General features: G+C 71.5%; 12 protein-coding genes. 4 read left to right on the plus strand and 8 right to left on the minus strand.

Going from position 1 to position 13,839, the window contains the following annotated elements; all coding sequences use genetic code 11:
- Positions 1-145: 145 nt before the first annotated feature.
- The gene (locus tag AB0M18_RS10815) at positions 146-1,795 is read left to right on the plus strand and encodes an alkaline phosphatase D family protein (protein WP_365756502.1); all 1,650 of its coding nucleotides are present in this window, start codon (positions 146-148) and stop codon (positions 1,793-1,795) included.
- Positions 1,796-2,110: 315 nt separating this feature from the next.
- On the plus strand, positions 2,111-3,082 hold the full coding sequence (locus AB0M18_RS10820) for a zinc metalloprotease (RefSeq protein WP_365756503.1): 972 nt from the start codon (positions 2,111-2,113) through the stop codon (positions 3,080-3,082).
- Between the two features lie 94 nt (positions 3,083-3,176).
- Here the strand turns inward: AB0M18_RS10820 and AB0M18_RS10825 are convergent, their stop codons facing one another.
- The 6 genes from AB0M18_RS10825 to AB0M18_RS10850 form a co-directional block, all read right to left on the minus strand.
- Entirely contained in the window at positions 3,177-3,746 is a 570-nt protein-coding gene (locus tag AB0M18_RS10825; RefSeq protein ID WP_365756504.1) for a dienelactone hydrolase family protein, read from the minus strand.
- Positions 3,747-3,822: 76 nt separating this feature from the next.
- Positions 3,823-5,409: a Na+/H+ antiporter gene (locus AB0M18_RS10830; protein ID WP_365756505.1), complete on the minus strand. Its 1,587-nt coding sequence runs from the start codon at positions 5,407-5,409 to the stop codon at positions 3,823-3,825.
- Between the two features lie 54 nt (positions 5,410-5,463).
- The gene (locus AB0M18_RS10835; RefSeq protein ID WP_365756506.1) at positions 5,464-5,943 is read right to left on the minus strand and encodes a GNAT family N-acetyltransferase; all 480 of its coding nucleotides are present in this window, start codon (positions 5,941-5,943) and stop codon (positions 5,464-5,466) included.
- Entirely contained in the window at positions 5,940-6,881 is a 942-nt protein-coding gene (locus AB0M18_RS10840; RefSeq protein ID WP_365756507.1) for an RluA family pseudouridine synthase, read from the minus strand. The genes AB0M18_RS10835 and AB0M18_RS10840 overlap by 4 nt, the downstream gene beginning before the upstream one ends.
- Positions 6,882-6,898: 17 nt before the next feature.
- Positions 6,899-7,480, minus strand: coding sequence for a signal peptidase II (lspA, locus tag AB0M18_RS10845; RefSeq protein WP_365756508.1), 582 nt, complete (start codon positions 7,478-7,480; stop codon positions 6,899-6,901).
- A 62-nt stretch (positions 7,481-7,542) separates the two neighbouring features.
- Positions 7,543-8,013, minus strand: coding sequence for a TraR/DksA C4-type zinc finger protein (locus AB0M18_RS10850; protein ID WP_365756509.1), 471 nt, complete (start codon positions 8,011-8,013; stop codon positions 7,543-7,545).
- A 1-nt stretch (position 8,014) separates the two neighbouring features.
- Here AB0M18_RS10850 and AB0M18_RS10855 point away from each other — a divergent pair, with 1 nt between their 5' ends.
- Both AB0M18_RS10855 and ileS read left to right on the plus strand, forming a co-directional pair.
- Positions 8,015-8,407, plus strand: a complete 393-nt coding sequence (locus AB0M18_RS10855; RefSeq protein ID WP_365756510.1) for a hypothetical protein — start codon at positions 8,015-8,017, stop codon at positions 8,405-8,407.
- A 548-nt stretch (positions 8,408-8,955) separates the two neighbouring features.
- On the plus strand, positions 8,956-12,096 hold the full coding sequence (gene ileS, locus AB0M18_RS10860) for an isoleucine--tRNA ligase (RefSeq protein ID WP_365756511.1): 3,141 nt from the start codon (positions 8,956-8,958) through the stop codon (positions 12,094-12,096).
- A 254-nt stretch (positions 12,097-12,350) separates the two neighbouring features.
- Here ileS and AB0M18_RS10865 read toward each other — a convergent pair whose 3' ends face one another.
- The gene (locus AB0M18_RS10865; protein WP_365756512.1) at positions 12,351-13,415 is read right to left on the minus strand and encodes a DivIVA domain-containing protein; all 1,065 of its coding nucleotides are present in this window, start codon (positions 13,413-13,415) and stop codon (positions 12,351-12,353) included.
- 67 nt (positions 13,416-13,482) lie between these two features.
- A complete protein-coding gene (locus AB0M18_RS10870) occupies positions 13,483-13,773 on the minus strand; it encodes a YggT family protein (RefSeq protein ID WP_132915584.1) in 291 nt (96 codons plus the stop codon).
- Positions 13,774-13,839 lie beyond the last annotated feature (66 nt).

Consider the following 13,839-nt stretch of genomic DNA (forward strand, 5'->3'; position numbering starts at 1 on the left):
GGCAGAACGGCCGATCGGCTGATCGGCTGATCGGCTGATCGACGAAACGGCGGAACGGCGGAACGGCGGAACGGCGGAAGAAGACCCGGCGAACATTGCGCGGAGGTCTGCCGATTCGCCCTACCAGTCGGTAATCTGACGGCCCGTGACCAGTCGTAACCACATATCCGCCCCCACCCGCCGCTCCGTGGTGAAGGCCGCCGCCGTGACCGCCGTCGCCGCGCCGGCACTGGCGGCCGCCGCCTCTCCCGCGATCGCCGCCGCCGGGGCACCCGCCTTCCTGCACGGTGTCGCCTCCGGCGACCCGCTGCCCGACGGCGTCCTGCTCTGGACGCGCGTCACCCCCACCCCCGACGCCCTGCCCGGTTCCGGTCAGGGCCCCGATGTGACGGTCGGCTGGGAGCTAGCCGAGGACCGCGGCTTCGCCCGTACGGTGGCGAGCGGCAGCACCGTCGCCTCCGCGAGCTCCGACCACACGGTGAAGGTGGACGTACGGGGCCTGCGCCCGGCCACCCCGTACTGGTACCGGTTCACCGCGGACGGCACCGTCTCCCCCGCCGGCCGCACCCGGACCGCGCCCGCCGCCGACGCGGCCGGTCCCGGCGTGCGCTTCGGCGTGGTCTCCTGCGCCAACTGGGAGGCCGGCTGGTTCTCGGCGTACCGGCACCTGGCCGCCCGTACCGACCTGGACGCGATCCTCCATCTCGGCGACTACATCTACGAGTACGCCGCCGGCGCCTACCCGGAGGCGAAGTACGGGGTCCGGCAGCACCAGCCGGCGCACGAGATCGTCTCGCTGGCCGACTACCGGCTGCGGCACGCCACCTACAAGGCGGACGCCGACCTGCAGGCGCTGCACGCGGCGCACCCGATGGTGGCGATCTGGGACGACCACGAGTTCGCCAACGACGCCTGGTCGGGCGGGGCCGAGAACCACACCCCGGGCGCCGAGGGCGGCTGGGCGGACCGGGTCGCGGCGGCCAAGCGGGCCTACTTCGAGTGGATGCCGGTGCGCACCTCCACCGAGGGCACGGTCTACCGGCGGCTGCGCTTCGGGCGCCTGGCCGATCTGCATCTGCTCGATCTGCGCTCCTTCCGCTCGCAGCAGGCGGGCGTGGGCAGCGGCACGGTGGACGACCCGGAGCGCTCGATCACCGGGCGCGCGCAGCTGGACTGGCTGAAGTCGGGCCTCTCGACCTCGAACGCGACCTGGCAGCTGGTGGGCACCTCGGTGATGATCTCGCCGGTGGCCTTCGGCGCGCTGCCGGCCGATCTGCTCGGCCCGCTGGCGGAGCTGCTCGGGCTGCCCCAGGAGGGCCTGGCGGTCAACGTCGACCAGTGGGACGGCTACACCGACGACCGCAAGGAGCTGCTGAAGCACCTGACGGACCGGGGCATCCGCAACACCGTCTTCCTGACCGGCGACATCCACATGGCCTGGGCGAATGACGTGCCGGTGAAGGCGTCCACGTATCCGCTGTCGGCCTCGGCGGCGACCGAGTTCGTGGTGACCTCGGTGACCTCGGACAACCTCGACGACATCCTGCACGTGGCGCCGGGCACCCTCTCGGTGGTGGCCGCGGGCGCGGTGAAGGCGGCCAACCGCCATGTGAAGTGGGTGGACATGGACCACCACGGCTACGGCGTGCTCGACGTGACCGCCGAGCGCTCGCAAATGGACTACTACACGCTCTCGAACCGGGCGGACCGGAACGCGACGGCGGCCTGGGCGCGCTCGTATCGCACGCTGAACGGAACGCAGCGTGTCGAGCGGGTGTACCAGCCGGTCATCTGACCGACGATTTTCAGCCAAGATCCCGTTTGTTAACGGAAGATCACGCGGCTACGGCGGGTGGTGAGTTCGGGGCAGCGAATCCGGACACACCACCCGCCTTTGTCACTTCTTCTGTTACGTCCACGTCTCAAACTCCGGAATCGGCACGAGTTTTTCTTCCGCATGCCCCGATTTGCCCGCCGATTGATTGGGCTTGATCGACCCTCAACGACATATGACATGGACGCGTAATCTCCCCGCCGTGGCGAGGAAGTGCCTCCCCACCACCCCCACGAGGAGTCCCCCGTGCGCGCTCTTGCACGTATATCGCCGCGTATGTCCCGTCGCATTCTCGGCACCGCCGTGATGGCCGGAACCCTGGCCCTGGCCCCCCTCTCCGCCCCGGCGGCCACCCCGTCGGCCGGCACCACCACCCTGGCCTCGGCCGAGGAGTGCGCCGACGGCACCACCGCCCTGTCCGGCGCCCGCAAGGCGAAGGGCACCGCCACCAAGGCCGAGCCCAACGAGGTCACGGCCGCCCAGGCCCTGGCCATGGACGCGGACCTGAAGAAGAAGGTCGCCGCCGGCTGGACCGACAGCCGGCTCAGCCCCTCCGCGACCCTCGGCGCCACCGCGGTCTCGATCCCCGTCTACTTCCACGTGATCCACAGCGGCACGACGGGCAAGCTCAGCGCCACGGACGTCAACAACCAGCTGGCCGTCCTGAACGCCGCCTACGCGGGCCAGGGCACGGGCAACGTGAACACGGGCTTCCAGTTCACCCTGGCCGCCACCGACTACACGGACAACGCCACCTGGTACAACCTGACCTCCGGCTCCACCGCCGAGAAGCAGATGAAGCAGACCCTCCGCAAGGGCGGCGCGGGCGCGCTGAACATCTACACCGCCAACCTCGGCGGCGGCCTGCTCGGCTGGGCGACCTTCCCGTCCTCCTACAACTCCAACCCCTCCATGGACGGTGTCGTCATCCTCGACGCCTCCCTGCCGGGCGGCTCGGCGACCAACTACGACGAGGGCGACACCGCGACCCACGAGGTCGGCCACTGGATGGGCCTGTACCACACCTTCCAGGGCGGCTGTAACGGCAACGGCGACTACGTCTCCGACACCCCGGCCGAGAAGAGCCCGGCCTACGAGTGCCCGACCGGCCGTGACTCCTGCGCGTCCAAGACGGGTGTGGACCCGATCCACAACTTCATGGACTACACGTACGACTCCTGCATGTACCAGTTCACCTCGGGCCAGGTGACCCGGATGAACGACGCCTGGACCGCGTACCGCGCCTGACGGACCGTCGCCGTGTGAACGCCACCGGCACAAGGGTGTGGCCCCCGGGAACCGAGTTCCCGGGGGCCACACCCGTACGTCTCCCCGAGGCCTCCTAGAGGCTGTCGAGGAAGTCCAGGGCCACCGCCCAGGTCCGCTCCGCCGCCTCCGCGTCGTAGTCCGGCAGCTCCGGGTCGGTGTACAGGTGCCCGGCGCCCCGATAGCGGTAGACCTCCACGTCCGCCCCCGCCCGGCGCATCTGGAGGTACCAGGCCGACAGCCAGTCGTCCGTCTCGAACGGGTCGGGCTCCGCCACGTGCAGCTGCACCGGCAGCTCGTCCACGGCGGCCGACTCGGCGATGTCCGAGGTGCCGTGGAGGAGCAGCAGCCCGCGCGCCTTCTCGTCGCCGAGCGCGAGGGTCTGCGCCACCGAGGCGCCGAAGGACAGCCCCATGTAGACCAGGCCGCGCTCCGAGTAAGGGGCGGCGGCGAGCACGGCCCGCTTCAGGAGCTCGTCCTTGCCGATCTCGTCCCGCAGGGCCATGCCCTCCTCGGTGGTCCGCACGGTCCGTCCGTCGAAGAGGTCCGGCGTCCAGACCTGGTGACCGGCGGCCCGCAGCCGCTCGGCCGCGGCCGTCACGGACGGGGTGAGCCCGTGGACCGAGTGGAAGAGCATGATGTCCATGGGCTCCATCCTCCCATCCGGCGGCCGGGACACCCGCCCCGCGCCCACCCCGCCCGGCGCCCACCCGCCGGGCGCCTCAGCGCATGCTGCGCACGTCCAGATGCCGCAGCACCCGGTCCACCACCTCCGGGTCCGCCCCGGGCTCGCTGCGCGCCGAGAGGACCGCGTGCCGGGCCGCCGACATCAGCTCCTTCTGGATCCGCTGCACCGACTTCAGGCGCTCCACGCGCTGGGTGAACGCGGCCCGCCGCTCCTCGTCCACCATGTCGGGACTGATCCGGGCCCCGATGTCGAAGGCACCGCGCTGCAGCCGCTCGGCCACCTCCTCCGGCAGTTCCTCCAGCTCCTCGATCTCCTTCAGGCGCTGTTTGGCGGCCTTCGCCGCCCGGATCGCCAGATCGCGCTCGAAGGCCCGCTCGGCGTACGAGTCGGCCTTCACGTCGAGCCGCTTCACCAGCCACGGCAGGGTGAGGCCCTGTACCACCAGGGTCGACAGGATCACACAGAAGGCGATGAAGATCAGCTCGTCCCGGCCGGGGAAGGGCGCGCCGCGGTCCGTGCGCAGCGGGATGGCGAGCGCGAGCGCCACCGAGGCCACTCCGCGCATCCCGGCCCACCACATGACGACGGACTCCCGCCAGCTCATCGGGATCTCCTCGGCGTAGTCCCGCCGGTCGTGCAGCTTCTTCGCCACCCAGGCGGCGGGCAGCAGCCAGAGCAGCCGCACCACGACCACCACGCCGACGACGGCCGCGCCCCACCGGAGCATCTCCCCGCCGCGCCCTTCGGCGACCCCGAAGACATGGACCAGCTCCAGGCCGATGAGCCCGAAGGCGATGCCGGTGACGAGGGTCTCGACGATCTCCCAGAAGGTCTGCCCGGCGAGCCGTCCCATCACGTCGTCGGCGTCGAGCGCGTACTCGGCCAGGTAGAGCGCGGTGACCAGGACCGCGAGCACGCCGGAGCCGTGCAGCTCCTCGGCGATCACGTAGGCGACGAAGGGGACGAGCAGGGTGAGCCCGGTCTGCAGGGTGGCGTCGGCGAGGAAGCCCATCAGCTTGTTGGCGGCCCAGCCGAGGGCGAGGCCGACGACGACGGCGACGACCGCGGACAGGACCAGCTCGCCCAGCGCCTCGGGCCAGGAGAAGTGGCCGGTGACCACCGCCGTGATCGCCACGTGGTAGAGCACGATCGCGGTGACGTCGTTGAACAGGCCCTCGCCCTCCAGGATCGACACCAGCCGGCGCGGCAGTCCGAGGGAGCCCGCCACGGCCGTCGCCGCGACCGGGTCGGGCGGTGCCACCAGCGCGCCGAGGGCCAGCGCGGCGGCCAGCGGGATGCCGGGCACCAGGGCGTCCGCGACGGCGCCGACGGCGGCCGTGGTGACGAAGACGAGAGCCACCGCGAGCAGGAAGATCGGCCGCCGGTTGGCCGCGAACTGACGCCAGGAGGTGCGCTGCGCCGCGGCGTAGAGCAGCGGCGGCAGCACCAGCGGCAGGATGAACTCGGGCGGGACGTCGACGTTCGGCACGAAGGGCAGGAACGCGAGGACGATCCCGACGAGGGTCATCAGGACGGGCGCCGGCAGCCCGAGCCGGTCCCCGAGGGGCACGGTCAGGACGGCGCCGAGGAGCAGCAGGAAGAGCAGGGCCAGTTGATCCACGGCCCTACCCTGTCACGTACGCCCGTTTCGCCCGGTATCGCCTCTCGCGAAGGGCTACAACGCGCGCCGCATCGCCCGGTGCGGCATGTCCGCGTCCGGGAACTCGGGGCCGTACGCCTCGTAGCCGAGCCGCTCGTAGAAGCCGAGGGCGTGGGTCTGGGCGTGCAGGTCGACGGCGGCGAGCCCGCGCTCGCGGGCCGCGTCCTCGATGGCCCGCACCAGCGCCGCGCCGACCCCGAGGCCGCGCGCCGCCTTGTTCACCGCGAGCCGCCCGAGGGAGCCCACCGTGGCGTCGGCGCCGGTCTTGCCGGTCGCGTCGGAGCCGTGGAGCAGCCGCCCGGTGCCCAGCGGCACACCGTCCGCACGGATCGCGAGGACATGCACGGCGGTCTCGTCGTACGTGTCGTACTCGATCTCCTGCGGGACGCCCTGCTCCTCGACGAAGACCTCGCGGCGCACCGCGAAACAGGCCTCGCGGTCGTCCTGGGCCACGGCCTCCCGGACCGTGTAGGCGGCCGCTCCGTCGGCGCTCACCGGCTCTCCGCCTCGATGCGGTCGAGGGCGGTCTGCAGGTCGGCCGGGTAGTTGCTGGCGAACTCGACCCACTTGCCGTCGCCGGGGTGCTCGAAGCCGAGCCGGACGGCGTGCAGCCACTGCCGGGTCAGGCCGAGGCGCTTGGCCATGGTGGGGTCGGCGCCGTAGGTGAGGTCGCCGACGCAGGGGTGGCGGTGGGCCGACATGTGCACCCGGATCTGGTGGGTGCGGCCGGTCTCCAGCTTGATGTCGAGCAGCGAGGCCGCCCGGTAGGCCTCGATGAGGTCGTAGTGGGTCACGGACGGCTTGCCGTCGGCGGTCACGGCCCACTTGTAGTCGTGGTTCGGGTGCCGGCCGATCGGCGCGTCGATGGTGCCGCTCAGCGGGTCCGGGTGCCCCTGCACCAGGGCGTGGTAGCGCTTGTCGACCACGCGCTCCTTGAACTGGCGCTTCAGCGAGGTGTACGCGTACTCCGACTTCGCCACCACCATCAGGCCCGAGGTGCCGACGTCGAGCCGGTGCACGATGCCCTGGCGCTCGGCGGCGCCGGAGGTGGAGATCCGGTAGCCGGCGGCGGCCAGGCCGCCGATCACGGTGGTGCCGGTCCAGCCGGGGCTGGGGTGCGCGGCCACACCGATCGGCTTCATGATCACGACGATGTCGTCGTCGTCGTGGACGATCTCCATGCCCTCCACGGGCTCGGCGACGATCTGCACCGGCGCGGGCGCGCCGGGCATCTCGACCTCGAGCCACGCGCCACCGCTGACCCGCTCGGACTTGCCGACGACGGAGCCGTCGACCTGGACCTTGCCTGCGGCGGCCAGCTCGGCCGCCTTCGTACGGGAGAACCCGAACATACGGGCGATGGCGGCGTCGACGCGCTCGCCCTCCAGGCCGTCGGGAACGGGCAGCGTGCGGATCTCGGGACTCGTGCTCACCCGTCGAGTATGCCTTGTCAGTCCTTGTGGACGGTGCCGTCGGGGTCCAGGCCCCGGAACGACAGCAGCACGATGAGGATGCCGCCGCAGACGATCGCCGAGTCGGCGAGGTTGAAGACGGCGAAGCCCTTGGGCGCGATGAAGTCCACGACCGCGCCCTCGAAGACGCCCGGCGAGCGGAAGATCCGGTCGGTCAGATTGCCGAGCGCGCCGCCCAGCAGCAGGCCGAGCGCGATCGCCCAGGGCAGGCTGTAGAGCTTGCGGGCCAGCCGGATGATCACCGCGATGACCACGGCCGCGATCACGGTGAAGATGATCGTGAAGGCCTCGCCCATGCCGAAGGCGGCACCGGGATTGCGGATGGCCTCGAAGCGCAGCAGGTCGCCGATCACCTCGATCGGCTCGTGCCCCTCCAGCTTCGCCACCACGAGCATCTTGCTGCCGAGGTCGAGCAGGTAGGCGAGCACGGCCACCACGAACAGCGCGGCGATCCGGCGCTTCCCCTTCGGCTGCGGCCGCTCCTCAGGAGCGGCCGTCTCGTCGGCCCCTGCTGCATCCGGTGAATCCGGCGTACCGATGACGCTCTCCGCCTCTGCCACGTGAGTCCCTCAACCTAGGTGCCTGATGTGCACCGAGAGTACGGCACACGCCTCCGGCGCCGTCAGCCCCGCCGCTCCTGCTTCTGCTTGTCCTCCACGCACAGGGTGGCGCGCGGGAAGGCCTGCATCCTCGCCTTGCCGATGGGCTTGCCGCAGACCTCGCACAGGCCGTAGGTGCCCGCGTCGAGCCGTTCCAGGGCGTGCTCGGTCTGTTCCAGCATCTCGCGGGCGTTCGCCGCCAGGGCGAGCTCGTGCTCCCGCGTGATGTTCTTGGTGCCGGTGTCGGCCTGGTCGTCGCCCGCGCCGTCGCCCGAGTCGCGCATCAGGCCGGTCAGCTCCTCCTCGGAGTGCACCAGCTCGCTGCGCAGCCGCAGCACCTCGGCCTGCAGCTCGCTGCGGGCCTCGGCGACCTCCTCGGGGGTCCACGGCTCCTCACCGGGGCGTACGGCGAGCTCTCCGGCCCGGGCCTGGGGCACCGCGGCCCCGTTCCCGCCGGCCGTCGTGACGCCGCCCGCGGTCTTCTTCGCTGCCACCGTGCTGGCTCCTGTCTTCCGGTTGGTCGGGGCGGCCGTCTTCCCGGCCGGCGCCTTCTTGGCGGACGCCTTCTTCGCGGGCGCCCTGCCGGCGGCCGGCTTCTTCGCGGCCGCCTTCTCGGTGGCGGTCTTCTTGGTGACCGCCTTCTTGCCGTCGGTCTTCTTCGTGACCGTCGCGTTCGCGGCCGGCGCGTTCGCGGCCGTCTTCCTCGTGGCCGTCTTCCTCGCGGCCGGCTCGCCGGCTGGGGCCGCCTCGGCGGTCTTCCTGCCCGCCGCCCTTCCGGCCGCGGACTTCTTCGCGGCCGGCGCCTTCGCGGCCGCGGTCTTCGTGGCCGTCGTCTTCTCCGCGGCGGTCTTCTTCGCCACCATGTCGCGGCCCCTTCACATTTTGTGATCTTGCTCGCGAATCGTGCTGGGACGATAAATCGGCCCAAGGTCCGCGGCAACGGGGCACGCCGCCCATTCCGCCCGCCCCGGCGGCCCGCGGGGCGAACCTGCCTCGGTTGTGCCCAGCTCCCCGGCGGGTTATCCGCGCCGTGCCTCCCCCACTTGGCCGCAGCGGAAGTCCGTGCCGGGCCGTGTGACCATTCGGGTCACCGGGACGCCACCGGGAATCCGGGGAAAACCGGTCGGCCGAGCCGTCCGCCGCCCCGTACACTGGGCGGAGCGAAAGGCTTGGATGGGGACGAGTAGCGTCGTAAGCAGCCATGAGCGACCCGGGGACGGTGCGAGCCCGGGGGCGAGCCCGATGTGAAGCATCACCCCGGAGCTGCCGGAAGAAAGCCGCCGGACCGTGAGGACCGCGCGGCGAGTAGACCCGGCGTCGCGACCCCAATGAGGGGGCTCAGGGCGTCCGCGCCCGGGGCCAAGGAGGGTGGTACCGCGGGAGCAGTGCTCTCGTCCCTCCGGACGGAACGAGGCACATCCGCCGGAGGAAGATCGATGTCTTCGCAGTACCGCCAGGTACCCGCCCAGGTAGACCTGCCCGCGCTCGAGCACTCCGTGCTCGATTTCTGGCGCGACAACAAGGTCTTCGCCAAGACGCTTGAGCAGTCCGAGGGACGCCCCGAGTGGGTGTTCTACGAGGGCCCGCCGACCGCCAACGGCATGCCCGGCGCCCACCACATCGAGGCCCGGGTCTTCAAGGACGTCTTCCCCCGGTTCCGCACCATGCGCGGCTACCACGTGGCCCGCAAGGCCGGCTGGGACTGCCACGGCCTGCCGGTCGAGCTCGCCGTCGAGAAGGAGCTCGGCTTCTCCGGCAAGAAGGACATCGAGGCCTACGGCATCGCCGAGTTCAACGCCAAGTGCCGCGAGTCCGTGACCCGCCACACCGACGCCTTCGCCGAGCTGACCACCCGCATGGGCTACTGGGTGGACCTCGACGACGCCTACCGCACCATGGACCCCTCGTACATCGAGTCGGTCTGGTGGTCGCTCAAGCAGATCTTCGACAAGGACCTGCTCGTCCAGGACCACCGCGTCGCCCCCTGGTGCCCGCGCTGCGGCACCGGCCTCTCGGACCACGAGCTGGCGCAGGGCTACGAGACGGTCGTCGACCCGTCGGTGTACGTGCGCTTCCCGCTGACCTCCGGCCCGCTGGCCGGCAAGGCGGCGCTCCTGGTCTGGACGACCACCCCGTGGACCCTGGTGTCCAACACGGCCGTCGCCGCCCACCCCGAGGTGACCTACGTGGTCGCCACGGACGGCGACGAGCGGCTCGTCGTCGCCGAGCCGCTGCTCGACAAGGCGCTCGGCGAGGGCTGGGTCACCACCGGCGAGTCCTTCACCGGCAAGGACATGGAGCGCTGGACCTACGACCGCCCGTTCGAGCTCATCCCCTTCGACGCCCCCGCCCACTACGTCGTCAACGCCGAGTACGTGACGACCGAGGACGGCACGGGTCTGGTCCACCAGTCCCCCGCCTTCGGCGAGGACGACCTCAAGGTCTGCAAGGCCTACGGCCTGCCGGTCGTGAACCCGGTCCGCCCCGACGGCACCTTCGAGGAGGACGTGCCGCTGGTCGGCGGCGTCTTCTTCAAGAAGGCCGACGAGGCGCTCACCGCCGACCTGGACGCCCGCGGCCTGCTCTTCAAGCACATCGCGTACGAGCACAGCTACCCGCACTGCTGGCGCTGCCACACCGCGCTGCTCTACTACGCGCAGCCGTCCTGGTACATCCGCACCACCGCGGTCAAGGACCGGCTCCTGGAGGAGAACGAGAACACCAACTGGTTCCCGGACTCCGTCAAGCACGGCCGGTTCGGCGACTGGCTGAACAACAACATCGACTGGGCGCTCTCCCGCAACCGCTACTGGGGCACCCCGCTGCCGATCTGGCGCTGCGAGGACGACCACCTCACCTGCGTGGGCTCGCGCGCGGAGCTGTCGGAGCTGACCGGCACCGACCAGTCGGGCCTCGACCCGCACCGCCCGTACATCGACGCCGTCACCTTCGCCTGCCCGGCGGAGGGCTGCGGCAAGACCGCGACGCGCGTGCCGGAGGTCATCGACGCCTGGTACGACTCGGGTTCGATGCCGTTCGCGCAGTACGGCTACCCGTACCAGAACAAGGAGCTGTTCGAGAGCCGCTACCCGGCGCAGTTCATCTCCGAGGCGATCGACCAGACCCGCGGCTGGTTCTACACGCTGATGGCGGTCGGCACGCTGGTCTTCGACAAGTCCAGTTACGAGAACGTGGTCTGCCTGGGCCACATCCTCGCCGAGGACGGCCGCAAGATGTCCAAGCACCTGGGCAACATCCTCCAGCCGATCCCGCTGATGGACCAGCACGGCGCCGACGCCGTGCGCTGGTTCATGGCGGCCGGCGGCTCGCCGTGGGCGGCCCGCCGCGTCGGTCACGGCACCATCCAGGAGGTCGTCCGCAAGACCCTCCTGACGTACTGGAACACGGTCGCCTTCCAGGCGCTGTACGCCCGGACGTCCGGCTGGGCGCCGTCCGCCGCCGACCCGGCGCCGGCCGACCGCCCGGTCCTCGACCGCTGGCTGCTCGGCGAGCTCAACACCCTGGTCGCCGAGGCGACCGAGGCGATGGAGGCGTACGACACCCAGCGCACCGGCAAGCTGCTCTCGGCCTTCGTCGACGACCTGTCGAACTGGTACGTGCGCCGCTCGCGCCGCCGGTTCTGGCAGGGCGACAAGGCGGCGCTGCGCACGCTCCACGAGGTCGTGGAGACGGTGACCCGGCTGATGGCCCCGCTGACCCCGTTCATCACCGAGCGGGTCTGGCAGGACCTGGTCGTCCCGGTCACCCCCGAGGCGCCCGAATCGGTCCACCTGGCGACCTGGCCGGAGCCGGACGCGGCGCTCGTCGACCCGACCCTCTCGGAGCAGATGCTGCTCGTCCGCCGCCTGGTCGAGCTGGGCCGCGCCACGCGCGCGGAGTCGGGCGTGAAGACCCGTCAGCCGCTGTCCCGGGCGCTGGTCGCGGCGACCGGCTTCGCCGGTCTGTCCGAGGAGCTGCAGGCGCAGATCACCGAGGAGCTCAACGTCTCCTCGCTGGCCTCGCTGTCCGAGGTGGGCGGCTCGCTGGTCGACACGACGGCGAAGGCGAACTTCCGGGCCCTCGGCAAGCGCTTCGGCAAGGGCGTCCAGGACGTCGCCAAGGCGGTCGCCGCGGCCGACGCGGCGGCGCTCTCCCTGGCCCTGCGCGACGGCGAGGCGAGCCTGGAGGTGAACGGCGAGACGATCACCCTCACCCCCGAGGAGGTCATCATCACCGAGACCCCCCGCGAGGGCTGGTCCGTCGCCTCCGACTCCGGCGCCACGGTCGCCCTCGACCTGGAGATCACCCCGGAGCTGCGGAAGGCCGGCCTCGCCCGCGACGCCATCCGCCTGATCCAGGAGGCCCGCAAGAACAGCGGCCTCGACGTCGCCGACCGCATCGCCCTGCGCTGGACCTCCTCCTCCGAGGAGACGGTGGAGGCCCTGACGGCCCACGCGGCCCTGATCGCCGACGAGGTGCTGTCCACGGACTACGCCCAGGGCGACGCCGACGACACCTTCGGCGCCCCGTTCGAGGACGAGGGCCTGGCCCTCGCCTTCCGTCTCCGCAAGGCGTAGCGGTACGGCGAAGGGCCCGGCTCCGGTAACGGCGCCGGGCCCTTCGCCGTACCCTGCGCGCAACTGACAAGGACTTCCCCGGCGGCGCGAAGCCGCCGCCCACCCGCCGCGGCGGCGCATCCTGCCGCACCCGCACCGGCGCGCGCGCCCGCCAACGCCCCCGCACGCCGAAGGGCCGGCCCCCGGATTCGGGGGCCGGCCCTTCAGGACTGCCGACGACGGCTACGCGTTCAACACGCGTTGATCCGCCGGCCTCAGTTGTCGTCCTCGTCGATGAGGAAGCCGCGCATCGGCGCCGGGGCCTGCTGCATCGGCTGCGGGGCCTGCGGACGGACCGGGGCCATCGGCTGGGTCATCGCCGGGGACATCTGCTGCTGCCCGCCGTACGACGGGGCGCCGCCCATCGGGCCGTTGCCACCGTAGGACGGGGCGCCGGCGCCGGCCGGAGCCATCGACGGGGACGGCGGCAGGGACGCGGCGGCCGGGGTGCGCGGCGGGGCCAGCGAGTCGTCGGCCTGGGTCTCCAGCTGACGCAGCTGGGACTCGAGGTACGACTTCAGGCGGGTCCGGTACTCACGCTCGAAGCCCCGCAGGTCCTCGACCTTGCGCTCGAGGGTGGCGCGGGCGGACTCCAGGGAGCCCATCGCGACGCGGTGCTTCTCCTGCGCGTCCCGCTCCAGGGCGTCGGCCTTGGCGCGGGCGTCCCGCTCCAGGCCCTCGGCGCGCGAGCGCGCCTCGCCGACGATCTTGTTGGCCTCGGAGCGGGCCTCCGCGATCGCCTGGTCGGCGGTCTGCTGCGCGAGCGAGAGCACGCGCGCGGCGCTGTCGCCACCGGGCGCCTGCGGCGCCGGCGCCATCGGCTGCTGCTGCGGGTGACCCATCGGGCCGCCCTGCATCGGGCCGGGACCCATCGGGCCGCCCTGCATCGGGCCGGGGCCCATGGGGCCACCCTGCATGGGGCCGCCCTGCATCGGGCCGGGGGGAAGCGCGGGAGCACCGGACGGCAGCTGCGGCGGGCCCTGCATGGGGCCCTGCTGCTGGGCGGGCGGTCCGGATATGGCGGCGGGCACGGGAGCGCCGGGACCGACGGGACGATCCTGCGGCTCCGGCGGCTTGCGCATGCCCTGCTGCTGGTTCTGCGCGGCGGCACGGGTCGCGGCGGCCAGCTTGGCGCGCAGGTCCTCGTTCTCGCGGAGCAGTCGGGTCAGTTCGGCTTCGACCTCGTCGAGGAAGGCATCGACCTCGTCCTCGTCATAGCCTTCTCGAAGGCGGACGGTCGTGAACTGCTTGTTCCGCACGTCCTCGGGGGTCAGCGGCATCTCTTCTTCACCTCTACGTAGTCGTCGGCAGTCGGCAAGACCGTATCGTCCACAGTTTCCTCCACCATCACCTCGCGAAGCCGCTCACGACGGAGATCAGGATGTAGACGATGATCATCAGAACGAAGAAGGACAGGTCGAGTGCCACGCCCCCGAGGCGCAGCGGCGGGATGAGCCGCCGCAGAAGCTTGAGCGGTGGATCGGTCACAGTGTAGGTGGCCTCGAGGACCACCACCATCGCCTTGCCGGGTTGCCATGACCGGGCGAACTGGAAGACGTAGTCCATGACCAGCCGGAAGATCAGAAGGACGAGGAAGCACATCAGCGCGATGTAGACCACCTGTAGTGCGACGCCCATCCCGCGGTTCCCTCTCCCCTGGCTCTCGTGCTCTTACTTGTCCGACCGCTCCCGCGGCCGGCCGTT

Origin of the sequence: Streptomyces sp. NPDC051909, from assembly GCF_040681095.1 — a bacterium.
GTDB lineage: Bacteria > Actinomycetota > Actinomycetes > Streptomycetales > Streptomycetaceae > Streptomyces.